19 protein-coding genes are annotated in these 21,167 nt (G+C 33.3%); 10 read left to right on the forward strand and 9 right to left on the reverse strand.

Annotation, left to right across the window (positions count from 1 at the left end; genetic code table 11):
- Window positions 1-30: 30 nt before the first annotated feature.
- The 8 genes from rsmG to rpmH are packed head-to-tail and all read right to left on the reverse strand — an operon-like array spanning window position 31 to window position 6,171.
- The gene (gene rsmG / locus JOC49_RS02560) at window positions 31-732 is read right to left on the reverse strand and encodes a 16S rRNA (guanine(527)-N(7))-methyltransferase RsmG (RefSeq protein WP_204661921.1); all 702 of its coding nucleotides are present in this window, start codon (window positions 730-732) and stop codon (window positions 31-33) included.
- Entirely contained in the window at window positions 729-2,609 is a 1,881-nt protein-coding gene (gene mnmG / locus JOC49_RS02565) for a tRNA uridine-5-carboxymethylaminomethyl(34) synthesis enzyme MnmG (RefSeq protein WP_204661959.1), read from the reverse strand. The genes rsmG and mnmG overlap by 4 nt, the downstream gene beginning before the upstream one ends.
- A gap of 16 nt (window positions 2,610-2,625) precedes the next feature.
- Complete coding sequence (gene mnmE, locus JOC49_RS02570) at window positions 2,626-3,993, reverse strand: tRNA uridine-5-carboxymethylaminomethyl(34) synthesis GTPase MnmE (RefSeq protein ID WP_204661923.1); 1,368 nt, start codon at window positions 3,991-3,993, stop codon at window positions 2,626-2,628.
- A 53-nt stretch (window positions 3,994-4,046) separates the two neighbouring features.
- Window positions 4,047-4,682, reverse strand: coding sequence for an RNA-binding cell elongation regulator Jag/EloR (jag, locus tag JOC49_RS02575; protein ID WP_204661925.1), 636 nt, complete (start codon window positions 4,680-4,682; stop codon window positions 4,047-4,049).
- Window positions 4,682-5,401, reverse strand: a complete 720-nt coding sequence (locus JOC49_RS02580; protein ID WP_204661926.1) for a YidC/Oxa1 family membrane protein insertase — start codon at window positions 5,399-5,401, stop codon at window positions 4,682-4,684. Before JOC49_RS02580 ends, jag begins: the two co-directional genes overlap by 1 nt.
- Before the next feature lie 19 nt (window positions 5,402-5,420).
- Window positions 5,421-5,630 carry a membrane protein insertion efficiency factor YidD gene (gene yidD, locus JOC49_RS02585; protein ID WP_204661927.1) on the reverse strand — a complete coding sequence of 70 codons (210 nt, stop codon included), beginning with the start codon at window positions 5,628-5,630 and terminating at the stop codon, window positions 5,421-5,423.
- A gap of 22 nt (window positions 5,631-5,652) precedes the next feature.
- The gene (gene rnpA, locus JOC49_RS02590; RefSeq protein WP_204661928.1) at window positions 5,653-5,976 is read right to left on the reverse strand and encodes a ribonuclease P protein component; all 324 of its coding nucleotides are present in this window, start codon (window positions 5,974-5,976) and stop codon (window positions 5,653-5,655) included.
- 60 nt (window positions 5,977-6,036) lie between these two features.
- Window positions 6,037-6,171 (reverse strand): 50S ribosomal protein L34, encoded by a 135-nt coding sequence (gene rpmH, locus JOC49_RS02595; protein ID WP_204661929.1) that lies wholly within the window; start codon window positions 6,169-6,171, stop codon window positions 6,037-6,039.
- Window positions 6,172-6,761: 590 nt separating this feature from the next.
- Between rpmH and dnaA the strand changes: the two genes are divergently transcribed.
- The 10 genes from dnaA to JOC49_RS02645 all read left to right on the forward strand — a co-directional run bounded on the left by dnaA (window position 6,762) and on the right by JOC49_RS02645 (window position 19,668).
- The gene (gene dnaA / locus JOC49_RS02600; protein ID WP_204661930.1) at window positions 6,762-8,093 is read left to right on the forward strand and encodes a chromosomal replication initiator protein DnaA; all 1,332 of its coding nucleotides are present in this window, start codon (window positions 6,762-6,764) and stop codon (window positions 8,091-8,093) included.
- A 222-nt stretch (window positions 8,094-8,315) separates the two neighbouring features.
- Window positions 8,316-9,422 (forward strand): DNA polymerase III subunit beta, encoded by a 1,107-nt coding sequence (dnaN, locus tag JOC49_RS02605; RefSeq protein WP_204661931.1) that lies wholly within the window; start codon window positions 8,316-8,318, stop codon window positions 9,420-9,422.
- A gap of 7 nt (window positions 9,423-9,429) precedes the next feature.
- Window positions 9,430-9,675, forward strand: coding sequence for an RNA-binding S4 domain-containing protein (locus tag JOC49_RS02610; protein WP_204661933.1), 246 nt, complete (start codon window positions 9,430-9,432; stop codon window positions 9,673-9,675).
- A 1-nt stretch (window position 9,676) separates the two neighbouring features.
- A complete protein-coding gene (gene recF / locus JOC49_RS02615; RefSeq protein ID WP_204661934.1) occupies window positions 9,677-10,786 on the forward strand; it encodes a DNA replication/repair protein RecF in 1,110 nt (369 codons plus the stop codon).
- Window positions 10,787-10,797: 11 nt separating this feature from the next.
- Window positions 10,798-12,711: a DNA topoisomerase (ATP-hydrolyzing) subunit B gene (gene gyrB, locus JOC49_RS02620; RefSeq protein WP_204661936.1), complete on the forward strand. Its 1,914-nt coding sequence runs from the start codon at window positions 10,798-10,800 to the stop codon at window positions 12,709-12,711.
- Between the two features lie 45 nt (window positions 12,712-12,756).
- The gene (gyrA, locus tag JOC49_RS02625; RefSeq protein WP_204661960.1) at window positions 12,757-15,201 is read left to right on the forward strand and encodes a DNA gyrase subunit A; all 2,445 of its coding nucleotides are present in this window, start codon (window positions 12,757-12,759) and stop codon (window positions 15,199-15,201) included.
- 97 nt (window positions 15,202-15,298) lie between these two features.
- The gene (locus JOC49_RS02630; RefSeq protein ID WP_204661938.1) at window positions 15,299-15,613 is read left to right on the forward strand and encodes an STAS domain-containing protein; all 315 of its coding nucleotides are present in this window, start codon (window positions 15,299-15,301) and stop codon (window positions 15,611-15,613) included.
- Between the two features lie 20 nt (window positions 15,614-15,633).
- A complete protein-coding gene (locus JOC49_RS02635) occupies window positions 15,634-16,032 on the forward strand; it encodes an ATP-binding protein (RefSeq protein ID WP_204661940.1) in 399 nt (132 codons plus the stop codon).
- A 22-nt stretch (window positions 16,033-16,054) separates the two neighbouring features.
- On the forward strand, window positions 16,055-16,858 hold the full coding sequence (locus JOC49_RS02640) for a SigB/SigF/SigG family RNA polymerase sigma factor (RefSeq protein WP_204661943.1): 804 nt from the start codon (window positions 16,055-16,057) through the stop codon (window positions 16,856-16,858).
- 14 nt (window positions 16,859-16,872) lie between these two features.
- Window positions 16,873-19,668 (forward strand): EAL domain-containing protein, encoded by a 2,796-nt coding sequence (locus JOC49_RS02645; protein ID WP_204661945.1) that lies wholly within the window; start codon window positions 16,873-16,875, stop codon window positions 19,666-19,668.
- 75 nt (window positions 19,669-19,743) lie between these two features.
- Here the strand turns inward: JOC49_RS02645 and trpS are convergent, their stop codons facing one another.
- Entirely contained in the window at window positions 19,744-20,730 is a 987-nt protein-coding gene (gene trpS, locus JOC49_RS02650; protein WP_204661948.1) for a tryptophan--tRNA ligase, read from the reverse strand.
- Window positions 20,731-21,167: the final 437 nt, after the last annotated feature.

Below are 21,167 nucleotides of genomic sequence, written 5' to 3' on the forward strand. Positions count from 1 at the left end.
AGAACAATCCAACAATTGTCCTCTTTTGCTTCATAATGGTGCTTTTTTTGGAATACCTGGTTTTCTTGGATACTTATTAGAAATATGACCAATTTTACGAAAAACAAGTAAATCTCTTGTACCATAACCTTTTGGCAATACAATATTTACATTTTTTACCAATTCGCATTGCATCAATCGAATAGAATTTTGCGCATCATTAAGTTCGTCATCTGACTTAAGACTTTTATAAGCAATAAAAAAACCACCTGGTTTTACAAAAGGCATAACATATTCAAGCAAAAGTCTTAATTCAGCAACTGCTCTAGAAACTGCAAAATCATATACTTCTCTATATTTAGAATTTTGTCCAAAATCTTCAGCACGACCATGTATATAGGTCATATCACTCAATTTCAAAACATCAGCAGAGAGTTTTAAAAAATTCACACGTTTATTAAGGGCGTCTAAACAAGTCACATGACAGTCTGGAACCATAATTTTGAGGGGGATCGCTGGAAAACCTGCGCCAGTACCAATATCTATAATTTTAGACTTTTTAAAGTCATACCCCAGTGACAAACAGAGTATTGAGTCTAAAAAATGTTTGATTATAACTTCCTCATGTTGTGTAATCGCAGTTAAATTATACTTCTCGTTTTCTCTAATCAAATGCTCATAAAAAAGTTCAAACTGTCTCACTTGATCTTCTGATAACTCTAAATTGTAGTCTTTAAAATCATCATATATCATTTTGTCGCCCTCCTTCTATAGTGTTCCAGATATACCAAAAGAACAGATACATCAGCAGGGGAGACACCAGAAATTCTGGATGCCTGACCAATAGACTCTGGCCGAATTTCATTTAATTTCTGTCTCGCTTCAATTCGTAAACTCTCAATCTGTGAATAATCAATTGAGTCTGGTAATTTTTTAGACTCTAAAGATTTATATTTTTCCACTTGTTGAAGTTGCTTCTTAATATAGCCTTCATATTTAATCATCACCTCAACTTGCTTCATTACATCACGTGGTAAATTGTCAGGTCTTGTTAAGTCAATTGATTGAATGGCTTCATAAGACACTTCAGACCGCTTAAGAATTTCTGAAATTTTTGTACTTTGATTTACACGAGGTGTGCCACACTGATCAAGAATAGGATTTAATGCATCTAAAAACAAGTTGGTCGTCGTAACCCGGTCCATTTCTGCATCAATCAGCTTCATTTTAGTCAACATCTTCTGATACCTAACTTCTGTCACAAGACCAATTTCATACCCTTTCTGGGTCAATCTCAAATCTGCATTGTCCTGCCTTAGAAGCAATCTATATTCTGCTCTTGAAGTCATCATTCTATAAGGTTCATTTGTGCCCTTAGTCACAAGATCATCAATCAAGACACCTATATAAGCTTCAGATCGGTCTAAAATAAAAGGCGGTTTGTTGCGAATTTTTAAAACGGCATTAATACCAGCAATAAGCCCCTGAGCAGCTGCCTCTTCATAGCCAGAAGACCCATTAAACTGCCCAGCAGAAAACAAGCCTTCAATATCTTGAAATTCCAAAGATAATTTTAAATGTAAAGGATTGATACAATCGTATTCAATTGCATATGCTGGTCTCATAATTTCACAAGACTCCATACCTGGAATAGTTCTCATAAAATTAATTTGAACATCTTCTGCCATACTGGTACTCATACCCTGAACATACATCTCATTTGTGTCATATCCTTCGGGTTCAATGAAAAGTTGATGCCTATTTTTATCCTGAAAACGTTCAATTTTAGTTTCAATTGATGGACAATAGCGCGGGCCTGTACCTTCAATAGTTCCTGTATAAAGACCTGACTTATCCATATTCTGTATAATAATATCATGCGTAGTGGGGTTCGTATAAGATAACCAACACGGTAACTCTTTAAATTCAATGGTGTCATTCATAAAAGAAAAAGGCTCATAATCGGTGTCACCCCACTGAACTTCCATCTTATCATAATTCAAGGTGCGTGAATCCACTCGAGCAGGGGTACCTGTTTTGAAGCGTCTTAAATCAATGTTCAAAGTCTTTAATTGAGTCACCAAATCATAAGACCCTGCAAGACCATTAGGACCACTGTTTAAGATTGCATCTCCGATAAAAATTTTACTTCCCAAATAAGTTCCTGTTGCTAAAACCACAGTTTCAGCTTCAAAATAAGCGCCAGTAGAAGTTAAAACACCCTTTACCTGCCCATCTTTTACATCAATATCAACAACTTCAGCCTGTCTAACTTTGAGATTGTCCGTATTTTCTAAAACTTTTTTCATCTCAACGTGATATTTATTTTTATCAGCCTGTGCTCTTAGGGAATGTACCGCAGGCCCTTTTGATCGGTTTAGCATCTTGCTTTGAACCAATGATTTGTCAATATTAAGACCCATTTCACCACCCAGTGCATCAATTTCACGCACCAAATGTCCTTTGCCCGTTCCACCTATGGAAGGATTACAAGGCATCATCGCAATAGAATCCAAATTTATAGAAAGAATTAAAGTGTTGGCACCCATCCGTGCACTTGCCAAAGCAGCTTCACAACCCGCATGGCCTGCACCAACTACAATACAATCAAATTTTCCTGAATGATACATTCTTGCCATTTAAAGCCTACTTTCCTATACAAAAATTACTAAAAATATGATCCAATAAATCATTTTCGACACTTTCACCTGTAATTTGCCCAAGATTAACGATTGCATTTTGAATATCAACTTCAATAAAATCGTAAGGCATTTTAGAGTTGGCAGCACCGAGGGCATCTTTTACATTTTGATGCGCTGTTTTCAGCAAATGAATATGCCGCGTATTGGAAACAGTTTCATTTTGATTAATCTCCAAATCATGGTCCAATAATATATCTGAAATTGCTTTTTCAACAAGATCAATCCCAATTTCTTTCTCCATAGAAGTCTTTAGAATCAACTTATCATTTAAATGCATATTAATGAGAGACTCATCAATTCTAATTTCAAGATCTGTTTTATTGATGATAACAATAGCATGTTTATTTTTGACATGTTCCATAATGTCCAAATCTTCATCTGTTAAAGGTTCAGAAGCGTTTAAAACAAAAATGATAAGGTCTGCTTCATTAAAATATGACTTTGATTTTTCAACACCAATCTTTTCGACAACATCCTCTGTTGACCGAATACCTGCTGTATCAATTAGTTTAATGGGTATGCCACCAACATTCATATATTCTTCAATCACATCTCTTGTTGTACCCGGTACATCTGTAACAATTGCACGTGAATCTTTTAAAAGCGCATTCATTAAGCTAGATTTTCCAACATTGGGCTTACCAACAATTACAGTTTTTAAACCTTCGCGAATTATTTTACCATTATTTGCAGATTTCAACAATTTATCTATTTGCTTTTCGAGATCCTCAAGTTGATCGACAATTTCTGGGTAAGTTACATCTTCTATATCTTCTTCTGGATAATCAATGCCAACTTCAATATGGCCCATTAAAGTCATAAGACCGTCTCTCATACCTCTGACACGTCTTGACAAATGACCTTCAAGCTGGTTCATAGCCAAATCATATCCCCGTTTGGTTTTTGATCCAATTAAATCCATTACGGATTCAGCTTGAGCAAGGTCAATACGTCCATTTAAAAAAGCCCTTTTTGTAAACTCTCCCTTTTCGGCAAGTCTTGCCCCTTTATCAAGTAGGAGACTTAAAATAGATCTCATTGGGACCAATCCACCGTGACAATTAATTTCGACAACATCTTCTTTCGTATATGTGCGCGGTTTATACATTTTTACAGCTAAAACTTCATCGACAATTGTATCCTCATCCATGATTTGCCCATATACCATTTGCTTATCTTCAAAGGTACCATTTCCAATTTTCTTAAAAACCCGATCTAGAATTTGAAAAGATTCGGGACCACTCATTCTTATAATGCCTATGGCGCCTTCACCAATAGGGGTTGAAATTGCCACAATGGTATCAAATTCCATGACAAACTCCTTTAAATTAAAATATAACCCAGCACGAAACTGGGTTATAAGGATTAGTTGGCTTTATTTTTCTTAAAGTCAAAATAAATGACTACTTTTCGATAAGGCTCATCACCTTCAGACTTTGTGCTTACATATGGATTGTTTTGTAAAGCTGAATGAATGATGCGTCTTTCATAAGGATTCATTGGCTCTAAAATCACATTTTTTCTTGATTTTTTTACCTTGAAAGCCAAACGATCTGCTAAGTTTTCCAATGTTTCCTTACGCTTCATTCGGTAATTTTCTGTATCGAGTACAACTCTAATGTAATCGTCATGGTCCTTATTGACAACCAAACTAATTAAATACTGAATGGCATCTAATGTTTGGCCACGCTTTCCAATTAGAATTGCCATATCATCACCAATCATATTAATATTTAAAACGTCATTTTCGAGTTTAATTTCAAGTTCTGCTTGAATATTCATTTCTTTCAAAATACTTTCAATAAAGTGTCTTGCAACATCCTGTGTTGTATTTTTTTTAAACACTTTAATAAGACAATCCTTAGCGCCAAATCCTAAAAATCCCTTATTGCCTTCATCAATTACTTCGTAGTCAACCTCTTCACGTGAGGCTTCTAAATCAATGAGAGCCAACCTTAATGCTTCTTCTACACTTTTTCCTGATTTTTCAACAAATTTCATTATACGTTTTCCCCCTTAACTGGTCGCTTCATATAATACTGTTGTCCAATTTGGAAGATACTACCTACTGTCCAATACAAAATCAAACCTGCTGATAGGGACGTTCCCCAAAATAAAATCATCAACGGGAAAATGGTTTGCATCATTTTTAATGAATTGTTTTGCGTTGCTGCTGCACCTTGAGCTGCATTCATAGATGACATTTGAAAATAAGTCAAAACGGCAGATAAAATTGGCATTAATCCAGGCATTTTCATCAGCCACGCAGGCCCACTGGAAAAAATATTACTCATTAAATCTGGTTGAGATAAATTCTTCATCCATAAAAATGTTTGATGCGTAGCTGTTTCAAGTAATTCCGGATTGTTTGCAAATACATAAGTTGCAGGTTCTCTCAACGCCGTAAACAAACCGATTATAATTGGAAACTGAATCAACAAAGGTAAGCATCCACTTAATGGATTATAATTATGCTCTTTATAAAGCTCGAGCATTTTTTGACTTTGAACTTCTTTATTATCTTTATATTTTTCTTGAATCTCCTGCATTTTCGGCTGAATTGCAGCCATTTCTTTTGAAGACCTTAATTGTTTAATCGTAAATGGCATTAATATCAACTTAGTCAACAAAGTAAATATAATAATTGCAACCCCATAATCTTTAACAAGCCCGTAAATTAACCCCAATAAATAGCCAAAAACATCTGCAAAAATAGACAATTCATTTTCCTCCTGAATTTTATTCTAATGGATCGTATCCGCCTGGATTAAATGGATGACATTTTGAAATTCGCTTAACACTCATCCATCCACCTTTAAGCGCGCCATATTTTTCAATCGCCTGCATAGAATACATGGAACATGTTGGTTGAAATCGACAATGACTTCCCAATAGTGGTGATAAAAACTTACGATATAATTTTATCACAAAAATCAAAAAATACTTCATATAATCACATACTTTCAAAAAATCAAATACCAGCTTTTTTTTGCAAGTACCTGAATGATTTTTTTATATCCAGATAAGAAGCCTCTGAGGCACGTACACGTGCAATAATAACAATATCATATTGACCATTCGATTTGTAATGGTGTCTAAAGACTTCTTTTATACGACGACGTACTTTATTTCGAACAACACTCTTTCCGACTTTTTTACTTATGGACAATCCCAAACGAGAGTAGCCCAAATTATTTGGGTACACATACATCACCAAATGACGATCTGCATAAGACTTGCCTTTTCTATAGACTTTAGAAAAATCTATTGTCTTTTTTATGCTTTCGTAAGTCATGTGACCTCCTGAAGAACCCTGCTTACAAAAAAAGACCACTGACTGCGGTCTTTTTGTACACTAAGCAGATAACTTCTTTCTACCTTTTCTTCTTCTTGATTTAAGAACATTTCTGCCTGAACTCGACTTCATTCTCTTACGAAAACCGTGTTCTACTTTTCTTTGTCTCTTTTTTGGTTGATAAGTTCTTTTCATTTCAGCACCTCCTTACGCCTGTCAAAAAATAAAAAAATATATATGAACTTTATTTTTCACATAACTCCGCTAAAACATTATAACTTCTAATATCCATTGTGTCAAGCATTTAGAATGTATTGAAGAAACAGTAACATTTTTTTAAAACAGTCTATATATAGTAGTTACCCACACGCATATTATCAAAATGTGTACAATTAAGACAAATTATCCACAAATTTTTATAAATTCAAGTTGTTATTTTTTTTCCACAGAACTTATGATTTTTTATTCATTCATTTTTTTGTGGATAAGTTTGAAAACTGTCTCGAAATTTGTTAAAATAATTTGAACGCACATAATCCAGAATTTAAAAATCTATATTTTGTGGATAAGTATGATTTGTTGATTATTTATCATTTTTTTTTGACTTTTTGAGCATTTCATTGTGAGTAATGTTGATAAAACGACCTATATTCTGTTGATAACTCAAATAAACATATTTTTATCCACATTTTTATGAACTAGATTTTCAACCAATATTATACCTAATTTTATCAACAATACCAACAGTTTGTTGTGGGTAAATACAATTATCAGGAGGATAAACTATGGACAACCAGTTGACAGCCATCTGGGATGAGGCACGCGATATTATGCGCAACGAACTTATGACAGTAAGTTTTAGCACGTGGATTGAGACAATAGACCCAATTGCAATTGAAGGAAACACGCTTATTTTACAAACAACAGGTAATTTAAACAGAAATGTGCTTGAAAACAGATACAACGATCTTATTAAAAATACAATCAAGCATGTAACCGATCAAGAATTTATCATTAAATACATTATTCCTGAAGAAAATTCAATTCAACAAAAAAAGCAAAATGAAGCACAAATGGGGGATTTTTTTGAAAATACAAATCTAAATCCAAGATATGTTTTCGAAGAATTCGTAGTTGGTAACAGCAACAGATTTGCACACGCAGCATCATTAGCCGTTTCAGAAGCACCTGCAAAAGCATATAACCCTTTGTTTATTTATGGTGGGGTAGGTCTTGGAAAAACGCACTTGATGCATGCGATAGGCCATTATATTCTCTCACAAAACAAGAATTCTAAAGTGTTCTATGTTTCAAGTGAAAAATTTACAAATGAGCTGATTAATTCAATTAAAGATGATAAAAATGAAGAGTTTAGAAACAAATATAGAACGGTAGATGTCCTATTAGTAGACGATATACAATTTATTGCAGGAAAAGAAAGAACACAAGAAGAGTTTTTCCATACATTTAATGCGCTATACGAAGCCAATAAACAAATTATTGTTTCTTCAGATAGGCCTCCAAAAGAAATTCCAACACTTGAAGATCGACTAAGATCAAGATTTGAAATGGGTTTAATTACAGATATACAGGCACCAGATTTTGAAACCCGTATTGCTATTTTAAGAAAAAAATCAGAACGGGATAAAGTTGATATTCCAAGCGAAGTCTTTGAATTCATTGCAACAAAAATTAAATCAAATATAAGAGAACTTGAGGGTGCCTTAAATCGTGTGGTAGCCTATGCAACCCTAACTAAAAAAGAAGTTGATATTACATTGGTTAATGAAGCTTTAAAAGATATTTTTTCTTCAGCACAAGCTAGAAAAGTTGATGTAACCTTAATAAAACTTACGGTTGCTGAGTATTTCAATATGAAGGTAGATGAATTTGATTCAAAAAAGAGAACGCGTCAAATTGCATACCCAAGACAAATTGCAATGTACCTATCGAGAGAACTCACAGACCTATCTTTACCTAAAATAGGTGAAGAATTCGGCGGAAGAGATCATACAACTGTCATTCATGCCTGTGAAAAGATTAATAACGAAATTAAATCCGATTATGAAATGAAAAATAAAATAGACAATATTATTAAAGAAATAAAAGGGGAATAATAACTGTTTGTATGTGGAACATTTAGATGTGGATAATCTATACTTTTTTTAAAATTTACGCACTGTTGATAAGACTTGTTTTCAAGAAAAGTTTTCAACAAGTAAAAAAAAGCCACATGCTTCTCATTACAAAAGGTTTCTCTGTTTTCCACAAATCAACAGGCCCTACTACTATTACTATACCTTTTTTATATATTTTTATTTATTTTAAGGAGGCATCACATGAAATTCAAATGTCAACAAAATGAACTTTCCACCGCAATCAATCTCGTCACTAAAGCAATTTCGTCTAAATCAACTTTACCTATTTTATCTGGTATTTATTTAGAAACTAAAAATAACAAACTCAGATTAATTGGGAATGATCTTAATTTAAGCATTGAAACGTTTATTGAAGCAAATGTTGAAATAGAAGGTAGTATTGTAATTCCAGCGCGTTTATTTTCAGAATTAATTCGCAAACTGCCAAACGCTGAAATTGAATTTGAAATTACATCTACAAATGGTGTGAGCATTAAATGTATGGACTCAAATTACAAATTAGTTGGTCTTCCTGGAAATGAATATCCAGAACTCCCAATTATTGAAGATAAAAATTCCTTTTTAATGGATCGGGATTTATTTAGCAATATGATTCGTCAAACACATTTTGCGATTTCACAAGATGAAGCAAGACCTGTTCTTACAGGCGCTTTATTAGAAATTGACAAAGAACGTTTTAATATGGTTGCAATAGATGGTTTTAGAATGGCGATAAAAAAAGCAATTGTAAAAACTGATTTAAGTCGAAAAGCAGTTGTACCAGGTCGTACTTTAAGTGAAATTGGCAAAATAATTTCTCAAATGGATGAAAAAGGTGACTTGAGAATTTCTTTTGATGAAAACCAAGTTTTGTTTAGTTTTGCTTCCTTAAAAGTATACTCGAGATTACTTGCAGGCGAATTTATCAACTATAATCAAATCCTACCTTCTGAATTTAAATCCAATGCAAGACTAGATACAGATGAATTTCTTACTGCCATAGATCGATCTTTTTTAATGGCTAGAGAAAATAAAAATATTGCTGTCAAATTAGAAGTTAAAGATGATTATATTATGATTTCTTCCAACTCTGAAATGGGAAGTTCAGCTGAAAAAGTTTCCATTAAATTGGAGGGACCAGATCTTGATATTGGTTTTAATCCTAAATATTTAATGGATGCTTTAAAAGTAATTGACAGTGAGCACATTAAGATTGAATTTATTAATAATGTAAGTCCATGTGTTATTACGCCAGAAGATTCAGATACCTATATATATTTGGTATTACCTTGTAGAATTTCGAAATGAGGCATATATGAAAAAAATTGAAATTTCAACAGAATTTATTAAGTTAGATCAACTTTTAAAATTTGCCGACATTATAGATTCCGGCGGTATTGCAAAAATGATTATTTCAGAAGGATTGGTTTCTGTAAATGGTGAGGTCTGTTTACAGCGTGGTAAAAAAGTAAAGCCAGGCGATTTAGTAGATGTGATTGTACCATATGAAGACGATACTGAAGCTGTTTTTTCTTTGAAAATCGTCTCAAAGGAGTCGTAGGTTGAAAATCAAGTCAGTTGTTTTGGAAAATTTCAGAAACTATGACAAATTGAAACAATCCTTTGATCCCTTGCTTAATATTATTGTTGGAGATAATGCACAAGGAAAAACAAATTTACTTGAAGCAATCTATGTGTCTGGATTTGGGAAATCATTTAGGACCAATAAAGAGGCTGATTTAATCAAATTTGGTGCTGCTTATGCAAGTGTTAAAATTGAATGTGAACGGGAAAATGGTGCATTAGAAATTATAGAATATCGGATAAAATCTGGAAACAAAAAAGCATTTTTAGTAAATGGTGTCAATATCACCAAAATATCTGAATTGTTGGGACGCTTAAATTTAATTTTATTTTATCCAGATGATTTAAAACTTATAAAAGAGAGTCCTGCTGAAAGAAGACGTTTTTTAAATCGTGAATTGTCACATATTAGTCACATTTACTGTTTGGATATTATTGAATACAATCGTATTTTGATGCAGCGTAATGAACTTTTAAAAAAGTTTCAACATAAGGCTGGTTTTAAAGACATGGTAGAAGTTTGGGATGTACAATTGGCCGAAAAAGGTGCACGTGTTATTGGTAAACGTATTGAGTTTACCCATTCACTAAATGAAATTTCCAGTAAAATTCATGCAAATATAACAGATTATCAAGAACACTTAAAAGTTACTTATGTGACTTCTGTAAAAAATAGGGAAAATTATGATACAATTAAACAGGAATTATTGGAACAGCTCGCTCAAAATTTAGAAACTGATCTAAAAAGAGGATTTACTTCTGTTGGGCCACATAGAGATGATTTAGATATTTTAATTAATGACATCAATATAAAATCATATGGGTCTCAGGGTCAGCAAAGAACTGCAGCCTTATCTTTAAAACTTTCCGAAATAGAAATTGTTCGAAAAGAAATTGGAGAATCACCTATTCTATTATTGGATGATGTCATGAGTGAATTGGATCATAACAGACAACGAGACTTAATATATGCTTTTAAAGAAGTTCAAACAATTATTACCACAACTGATGTGCTTCATATTTTAGATGATTACATCAATGATTCAAAAATAATTCAAGTTGAAAATGGCAAAAGTATCAGCCATTAGGAGGTAAAAAAATGTCAAATCAAGCATACAATGCTGATCAGATACAGGTTTTAGAAGGCTTAGAAGCAGTAAGAAAAAGACCTGGCATGTACATTGGTTCCACTAGTGCACGTGGTTTGCATCACATTGTTTATGAAATTGTAGACAACAGTATTGATGAAGCTTTAGCTGGTTATTGTAAGAAAATAAGTATTTCAATTGAGCCGGACAACATCATAGTTGTTGAAGATGATGGAAGAGGCATGCCTATTGATATGCATCAAAAAATGGGAAAACCTGCTGTCGAAGTCATCCATACCGTATTACATGCAGGTGGAAAATTTGGTGGTGGTGGTTACAAAGTTTCTGGTGGTTTACATGGTGTTGGCGCATCTGTGGTAAATGCTCTATCTGAATGGTTTCATGTGGAAGTTAAAAGAGATGGCAAAATTCATAAAATTGGTTTTGAACGTGGTGCTACTGTAGAACCATTACATGTGATTGATAGCTTACCAAGTTCAGATATAACAGGCACTAAAACAACTTTTAAAGCGGACCATCTTATTTTTGAAACATTGGACTATGATTTTACAGTTATAGAGTCTAGAATTAGAGAACTTGCATTTTTAAATAAAGGAATAGAAATTATAATTTCAGACAATAGATTAGAAACCCCTAAAGTTTCAAGATTTTTTTATGAAGGTGGCATTAAGGAATTTGTTACTTATTTGAATACAAACAGAAATGCCATTCATGGAGACACAATTTATACAGAACAAAAAGTAGATACCAATACAGTAGAAGTAGCCCTTCAATATACAGATGGGTATTCAGAAAATATATTTACATTTGCAAATAACATTAATACGCATGAAGGTGGTACACATCTTGTAGGTTTTAGATCTGCCTTAACACGCGTTATCAATGATTATGGTAGAAAAAAAGGAATCATTAAAGAAAAGGATGAAAATCTTTCTGGAGAAGATGTTAGGGAAGGATTAACAGCTATTATTTCTGTTAAACTTGAAGAACCTCAATTTGAAGGTCAGACAAAGACTAAACTTGGAAATAGTGAAATTAGAAGTGTCGTAGAATCATCTGTATCTGATATGTTACAAGTATTTCTAGAAGAAAATCCAACTCAAGCCAAAACCATTATAGACAAATGTTTGACTTCGGCAAAAGCGAGAGAAGCAGCACGTAAAGCTAGAGAATTAACAAGACGTAAAGGTGCACTTGATGGGTTGACACTTCCTGGTAAATTGGCGGATTGTTCTGAAAGAGATCCAATGAAAACAGAACTTTATTTGGTAGAGGGTGATTCGGCCGGTGGTTCTGCAAAAATGGGACGTGACCGAAATACACAGGCAATTTTGCCACTCAGAGGTAAAATTCTTAATGTTGAGAAAGCAAACTTTTCAAGAATTTTTGCATCTGCTGAAATCAGGTCTTTTATCACAGCTTTGGGATGTGGTATCGGTGAAGAAATGGATTTATCTAAATTAAGATATGGCAAAATCTTTATGATGACCGATGCCGATGTTGATGGTGCACATATTCGTACGTTGATTTTAACATTTTTATTTAGATTTATGCGTCCATTAATTGAACATGGACATGTTTATATTGCAATTCCGCCACTCTATAAAGTGAAAAAAGGCAAAAGTATTTATTATTTATATTCTGATAAAGAATTAAATCGTTTATTGGCAGACATTGGCAGACAAGGTATCTCAATTCAAAGATACAAAGGTCTAGGAGAAATGAATGCAGAACAACTTTGGTCAACCACTATGGATCCTTCTGTTCGAACAATTATGCAAGTTACGATTGATGATGCGGTAGAAGCAGATTTAATTTTTTCCACACTAATGGGTGAAAAAGTTGAACCAAGAAGAGAATTTATTGAACAAAATGCAAAATATGTACAGAATTTAGATATCTAGGAGGACGATGCGTTGAGTGATGAAAAAAACAAAATAGATGATTCAATGGAAGAAGTAAATGCACTTAATGATAATGAAACAGTCATCCTAGTTGATGTAATGGATGAAATGAAAAAATCTTACCTCGATTATGCCATGAGTGTTATTGTATCGCGTGCGCTTCCAGATGTAAGAGATGGTCTTAAACCCGTTCATAGAAGAATTTTATACGCTATGAATGAAATCAATTTCACATATGACAAACAGCATCGTAAATCGGCGCGTATCGTAGGTGAAGTAATCGGTAAATATCACCCACATGGTGACTCGTCAATTTATAATGCTATGGTTAGATTTGCCCAGGATTTTTCAATGCGTTATTTACTCGTAGATGGTCATGGTAACTTTGGTTCAATTGATGGTGATGGCGCTGCAGCAATGCGTTACACTGAAGCTAGAATGACAAGACTGGCTGGTGATTTATTAAAGGATATTGAAAAAGAAACGGTAGATTTCAGACCAAATTTTGATGAAACAGAAAAAGAACCTGTTGTTTTACCAAGTCGTTTTCCAAATCTGTTGGTTAATGGGTCTAACGGAATTGCTGTTGGTATGGCAACGTCTATTCCACCTCATAATTTAGGAGAAATAATAGATGGCGCTATTAAGCTGATAGAAGATCCTGAAGCAGATGTTTTTGAACTCATGGAACTTATAAAAGGCCCAGATTTTCCAACTGGTGCAGAAATTATAGGTATTGAAGGTATTAAACGTGCCTATAGGACTGGGCGTGGAAAGGCTGTTTTACGTTCAAAAACTGAAATAGAAGAAATGAAAAATGGTAAAAGTCGAATTGTTGTAACTGAAATTCCATATCAGGTAAACAAGGCAAAAATGATTGAAGGTATTGCAGAACTTGTTAAAAATAAGCGTATTGATGGAATTACAGATTTAAGGGATGAAAGTAATCGCAATGGTATTCGTGTGGTTATAGAACTTAGACGTGATGTAAATGCCAACATTATATTGAATCAACTCTTTAAAAACTCTCAACTTCAGACAACTTTTAGTATCATCATGCTGGCACTTGATCATGGTGAGCCTAAAGTTATGAATTTAAAGCAAATGCTTGAAGCGTATATTTCACATCAAAAAGAAGTTGAGCGTAGACGTGTTATTTTTGATTTAAGAAAAGCCAAAGATCGTGCACATATTTTAGAGGGTTTAAGAATTGCCATTGATAATATTGATGAAGTCATTAGAATAATAAGAAGTGCTTATAACGATGCAGAACAAAGGTTAATGGAGCGCTTTGGACTTTCTGATGTTCAAGCAAAATCTATAGTAGATATGCGGTTAAGAAGACTTCAAGGATTGGAACGGGAAAAAATTGAAAATGAATATACAGAACTCTTAAAAACGATAGAGTATCTGAATTCATTATTAGAAGATGAACTAAAATTGATGGAGATTATTAAAGACGATTTATTGCGTATAAAAAATCAATATAATGATGAACGCAGATCTTCCATTACGTTTAGTGCAGATGAAATTGAATATGAAGACATGATTGAAGAAGACGAAGTTGTTATTACCCTAACGCATGCAGGTTATATTAAGCGTGTCTCAACGGGTGAATACGCGTCTCAAAAAAGAGGTGGACGTGGAAAAACAGGTCTTTCAACTCGAGAAGAAGATTTTGTTAAAGATATATTCACAACGTCTACACATGATTTTCTATTGTTTTTTACCAATTTTGGGAAAGTGTATCGTTTAAAAGCTTATAGAATTCCAGATGGGTCTAGAACATCTAAAGGTACAGCCATTGTGAATTTACTACCACTTGAACCAGATGAAAGCGTAAATGCAATAGTCCCAATTAAAAATTTTGAAGAAGGTTATTTGACATTTTGTACAAAGCATGGTGTTATTAAAAAAACACCGCTTGAACAATTTGATACTTCAAGAAAATCTGGACTTATTGCAATTCATTTAAAAGATGAAGATCAATTAATATCAGTAAGACATACTTATGGAGAAAATGATATTATTGTAGTCACTAGAAATGGCAAATCCATACGGTTTGGTGAAGAAGATGTAAGGGCTATGGGGCGAACAGCTGCAGGTGTAAGAGCTATTAAACTCAGCGAATGGGATGAAGTGATTGAGATGGATCTCATAACCGAATCTGGCAAACTTTTAGTGGTGTCAGAAAATGGTTACGGGAAAAGAACACTTTTAAGCCAGTATAGAAAACAAACACGTGGTGGAAAAGGTATTATGACTTATAATTCAAGTCAAAAAACAGGACGTTTAATCGGTGCAAAGGTTGTAGATGACGGCGATGATCTTATGATTATAAATGATCAAGGTGTATTGATTCGAATCAAAGTAGATGAAGTATCTGTCAGTGGCAGAATTACATCAGGCGTTCGTGTTATGAAGGTAGACAGTGAAACGAAACTTGTATCCATTGCAAAGGTTCATGATGATGGTGAAGATGAAGAATAAAAAATCATGCGTCAAGTGAAAAATCATTTGACGCATGATTTTTATAAGAATGTATAGTATAATAAATTCAATAGCTTCTTCAATAAAGGAGGATTATATGGCATTGAAGTTGGTTTCAAATTATGATGAATCACTGAACAGTTGGACAGTGGCACTTCAAGGGGAAGTTGATATCAGTTCAAAAAAACAACTTAAGGATGAATTGATTCAGCTGAACACTGAAAAACAATTAGATTTTATATTTAATTGTGAAAATTTGGAGTACATCGATAGTACGGGTTTGGGTGTCTTGATTAGTTTTTATAAAGAAGTAAAAATTAATGATAAAACTGTTCATTTTGAAAAACTTAAACCGAGTATAATCAAACTCTTTACGTTAACAGGACTCAATAAGATTTTTTCAATACGTTGATAAAAAAGGTGGAAAGTAAAATGATGGAATCTGTAAATATATCCTTGCCTTGTAAGCCCGAATATGTGAGTGTTGCACGTTTGACGGCTTCATGTATAGCCAGTCAAATGGGTTTTGATATTGAGGCCATTGAAGATATAAAATTGGCCGTTGGTGAGGCATGCAACAATGTGGTATTGCATTCAGAATGTAATCCAACTTATGAATTGGCACTTAGTAAATTAGAAAAACAGATGATAATTGAAGTTTTAGATCATGGTAAAGGGTTTAAATTTGAATCTTATCATGCACCTGAATTGGATCAATTGCAAGAAAGTGGGTTGGGACTTTTTATCATACAGTCGTTGATGGATACAGTTGAAATCAAGACAATGGAAGGTAATGGCACTAAAATTATCATGCGCAAAGATGTAGAATAAATTATTGTAGGGGCTGATCGTCATGAATAAAAATCAAATAAATAGTAATAAAGATGTTTCAGCTGTAAAGGATTGGATGACTATCGGAACAAAAGAACTTTTTTATCTTTACAGAGATAACAGGGACCTTGCAATTCGAAACGAACTGATTAAAAGACATATGTATATTACAGAAATTCTGGCTAAAAAATACATCAATAAAGGTATAGAATATGAAGATATTTATCAAGTGGCTTCACTTGGGTTAATTTATGCCATCGAAAGATTTGATGTGGACCGTGGTTTTGAATTTTCAAGCTTTGCAACCCCAACGATTATTGGTGAAATCAAAAAGTATTTCAGAGATAAGGGGTGGTCTGTTCGTGTTCCTCGACGTATCCAGGAATTGTCAAAAAAAATCAATCTCGCCAAATCAAAATTACAGCAGGATTTACAAAGAATACCAAAAATCAGTGATATTGCTGCTTATTTAAATGTCTCGGAAGAAGAGGTCATTGAAGCAATGGAAGCTTCTCAAGTATATACACCAAAATCACTTGACATCACATATGATTCATCAGGAGATGATAAAGAAATACAGCTTCAAGATATAATCGGTCGCGATGATAAGTACTTCGATATTATTGAAAATAGAGATTTTATCAATATGTGCCTAAAAAAATTGAATGAAATAGAAGTTAAAATTGTTAATGACCGCTTTTTTGACAGTAAAACACAGATTCAAGTGGCAGATGAACTTAATGTCTCTCAGATGACCGTTTCTAGAATGGAAAAGAAAATCATTAAGAAGTTTCGAAAGGAATTGCACAAATTAAACGAAATTTAATTAAGGGTGATTCTATGCGTGAAAAAAACACACTTCAAAGTAAATTTAGAAAAATAATTATATTAATCCTTTTATCATTTTTTTTACTGCTTGCTTTAGCATTTTATTTCTTTGCAAAAAATCAAATAGAATCAAAATTCGAACATGAAGCATTAGGTGTTGTTAATTATACACATTTAATGTTAACTGAAATTTTTGAAGACGCTGAAAGAGGGATTGATGCTGTGGCCAATCATGCAATCAATCAATCTGATTATGCGTCTTTTTTGAATTCAATTTATACCACTATTAACAGCGCCAATACACTTTATATTGGAAATTATAAGGGTGAATTTTACTTATATCCAAATCGATATGTTGCTGATGATTTTGATCCACGATCTAGAGAGTGGTATATTAATGCGGTTGAAAATCACACCAATATTGTTTGGAGTAATCCTTATATAGATCATGGTACTGGAGAATTTACTGTCTCTGCTTCAAAAGTTTTTAAGGACAATACGAATATGGATGCTGTCGTTGGCGTAGACTTACTATTAAATGATCTTAAAAAATCGGTTGAAGATGTGGTTGTTGGAGAAAAAGGATATGTTAGTATAATAAATTCGAATGGTGACATTATTGCCCACAAGGATGCTGATAAATTGGCTTTAAATAGTGATGATTCTAGTTTGTTTGAACGCTCTTATGATGATTTAATTTCAAGCAGTGATAAAGGTGTGACAGAAGGAATTAGCCATATATATTATGTTAAGTCTTTTGAAAAAGGAAATCTTTTTATCATTGCAACTGTTTTTAAATCAGATGTTCAAAAAAATCTAATATTTCTTTATTCAGTCTTGATTATATTTCTAATCATAATTAGCATTGTATCTGAACGTGTTGCTTTTAAATATGCAAAAAAAATAACGAGTCCAATTTTGAATTTAAGAGATGTCATGATGAAATTTTCCGAAGGAAATTATGAAGTCAAATGTGCATTGGAAACGGATGATGAAATTGGTTATTTAATTGACGGATTTAACCGAATGACTGAAAACATTTATGAAAATAAAATGGAGACACAAGCACTCTATGAGGAATTATATGCTTCTGAAGAAACACTTAAAGAGCAATATGATCTTTTATATGAGAATAAAGAAAATATTAGAAAGAGCGAAGAAAGGTATCGTTTTATTTTTGAGGCTTCCAAAGAAGGTTTGTGGGATTCTGATTCAAAATGGAATACAACTTATTTAACACCAAGCTGGTATGATAAGTTTGGTTTTAATGCTTGGGATGTCCGTATGCGTCAATGGCGAAATATGATACACCCAGAAGATCGTGACCGGATTGATAAAGAATTAGACGCACATTTAAAGGGCGAAACAGATGTTTATCAAACAGAATATCGAATTATTTGTGGTGATGGATCAACAGCTTGGATTGAAGTGGTAGGCAAAGCCAGATTTGATGAAAATGGTGAGTTTATAGGTATGTCAGGATCTCATACGGATATTAGTGTGAGAAAGAACTATGAACTTCGAATGAAAAATATGGCCTATAAAGACAATTTAACACAACTCTATAATAGACGCTATTTTGATGAACAATTGGATGCTTATATTACATCTGGTGGGGAAGGAACCCTTTTGTTTATTGACATTAATAATTTCAAATATATTAATGATGTTTATGGCCATGTGTTTGGAGATGAAGTGTTGGTTGAATTGGCGAGAAGACTTGAAATTTTATTTAGTGACCCTTCAAAGTTTATGATTGCTCGATTTAGCGGAGATGAATACATCATTTTAATGAAAGGTATTACGAATCAAAAAGAAATTGTACATTATCTCAATGAACTTACTATGACCATTGAAAACCCAATTCAAAGAATTAAAAAAAGATTTAAAGTGACTGCCAGTATTGGTGTAACCAGTTTTCCAAATGATGGTAAAGAACGCGTTGAATTGCTTCAAAATGCCGATATCGCTATGTATTATGCAAAAAGAGTATCAAAAAAGAATTATCATTTTTTCGATGATGAGATAAGAACGCAAACCATTAACGAGTTGGAAATTGAAAACAACTTGAGGGAAGCTCTCTTACTCAATGAGTTAGAGGTACATTATCAACCAATTGTATCTAATAGAACTAAAAAAATCGAATCTTTTGAAGCATTAATCCGCTGGAATTCCACTAAACTGGGATACATTTATCCAGATGCGTTTATTCCTATTGCTGAAAAGACAGGGTTAATTATTGATATTGGTGCATTTGTGCTTGAAAAAGCATGTTCTTTTATAGCGGATTTAAACCGCAGATCTGAGATGAAATATGGGGTCTCTGTGAACATTTCAGTCGTACAATTGATGGAAGACCATTTTGCATCACAAGTTCTCCAAATCGTTGAAGCGTCACAATTGCCTAAAGATCTTTTAACTTTGGAAATTACCGAAAGTATGATGATGGAAGGAAATGAAAATATTTTAGCCAAAATTTTTTATCTTAAAAATCAAAATATTGGGATTTCTTTGGATGATTTTGGTACAGGTTATTCTTCATTTAATAATTTAATTAGGCTCCCATTGTCCTATATTAAATTGGATAGAAGTGTGATGAAAGATTCTATAGTTAATGAGAATGTTTTTAAATTATTGGAGTCAGTTGTTATTTTCGCACATAAGGCGGGAATAGAGGTTGTTGCTGAAGGTATTGAAAACGACGATTATCTTAAAAGGTCAGATGCAATGGGAATTGATTTTCTACAGGGTTATTATTTTTCAAGACCAGTAGGGGAAAGTCAAGTGAAAAAAATATTAAACAAATAAATAATAAAAACGGTATGACATACTATTTATGAGGGCTCACTTCACTAAAATTGTATGTCATACCGTTTTTCTATTTTAGTAATTGATAAATCCAATTTTTTCTTTAACGCGTTTTAAAACGTCACTTGAAATCTCTGTCGCTCTAATACGTCCTTTTTCAAGTATATCGTAGATTTCACCACTTTCCATAATTGCATTAAATCTAGCTTGTACAGTTTCAATTTCTTCAGTTACAACTTTCACCAGATCTTTTTTGAGTGTGCCATAACCTTGACCTTCATATTCTTTTTCTAAGGTTTCAATAGGCTTACCAGAAAATTGAGCATAAATAGTGAGTAAGTTACTGACGCCTGGTTTTTGATCGCGATCGTATTTGACAACACCATCACTGTCGGTAGTGGCTTTCATAATAGATTTCTTTATTTTTGATGGTGTATCTAATAGTGTAATTTTGGAGTGTTCATTTGGATTGCTTTTGCTCATTTTTTGAGTTGGGTCATCAAGCGCCATAATTCGTGCCCCATCTTCAACTTTTGAAATTAAAGGTTCTGGTACAATAAATGTATCACCAAACTTATTGTTAAATCTTATGGCTATATCCCGCGTTAATTCCATATGTTGTTTTTGATCGTTTCCAACAGGGACATAGTGTGTATCATATAGTAGAATATCGGCTGCCATTAAAACAGGGTAAGTAAAAAGACCAGTTGTTACAACTTGTTTTCCAGCAGATTTATCTTTATATTGAGTCATACGATTTAATTCACCCATATAAGAAAAACAATTTAATATCCAAGCAAGTTCTGCATGTGCAGGGACTTGGGACTGTATAAAAAGTGTGACTTTACTTGGATCTAAACCAATGGCAACATAAAGTGCAGCAAGCTCTACAATGCTTTTTCTTAATCTATCTGGATCTTGTGGTACAGTTATAGAATGCATATCAACAACACAATAGAAGCAATCTTTATCATTTTGCTGTTTTACGAAGTTTTTCATGGTAATGTAGTTACCAAGATGTATTTGTCCAGTAGGCTGAACGCCTGAGAATACTCGTTTCATTGTAACCTCCGATATATGATTTATGTTTCATACATTATATTATTTCTATTTTACTGCGTCAATAGATAGGAAAAGAGTCATTACTAATCCTTAACATATCTTTTGTTAAATCGGGGTTGACCTATACTTTGTCCTGTAGTAAACTAATCAAGTCGCCAAGATGCGGCTTGAAAAAAACAGCAATTTATTATTGACAAATAAAAATTTGGATGATATAATGATTAAGCTGTCGTTGATAAGCGGCGGCGAGAGAACCTTGAAAATTGAACAGCTTAAATGAAAAAAACCAAACGCAATTCAGTTGAGGGAAACTTCAAAAGAAAAGTGATAACGGGTTTCGAGAGAAACCAAAACAAAGTTAGCAACAAAATGAGTCAAAACTTTTAATTAAGAGTTTGATCCTGGCTCAGGATGAACGCTGGCGGCGTGCCTAACAC

It is taken from the genome of Fusibacter tunisiensis, assembly GCF_016908355.1.
Taxonomy (GTDB): domain Bacteria; phylum Bacillota; class Clostridia; order Peptostreptococcales; family Acidaminobacteraceae; genus Fusibacter_D; species Fusibacter_D tunisiensis.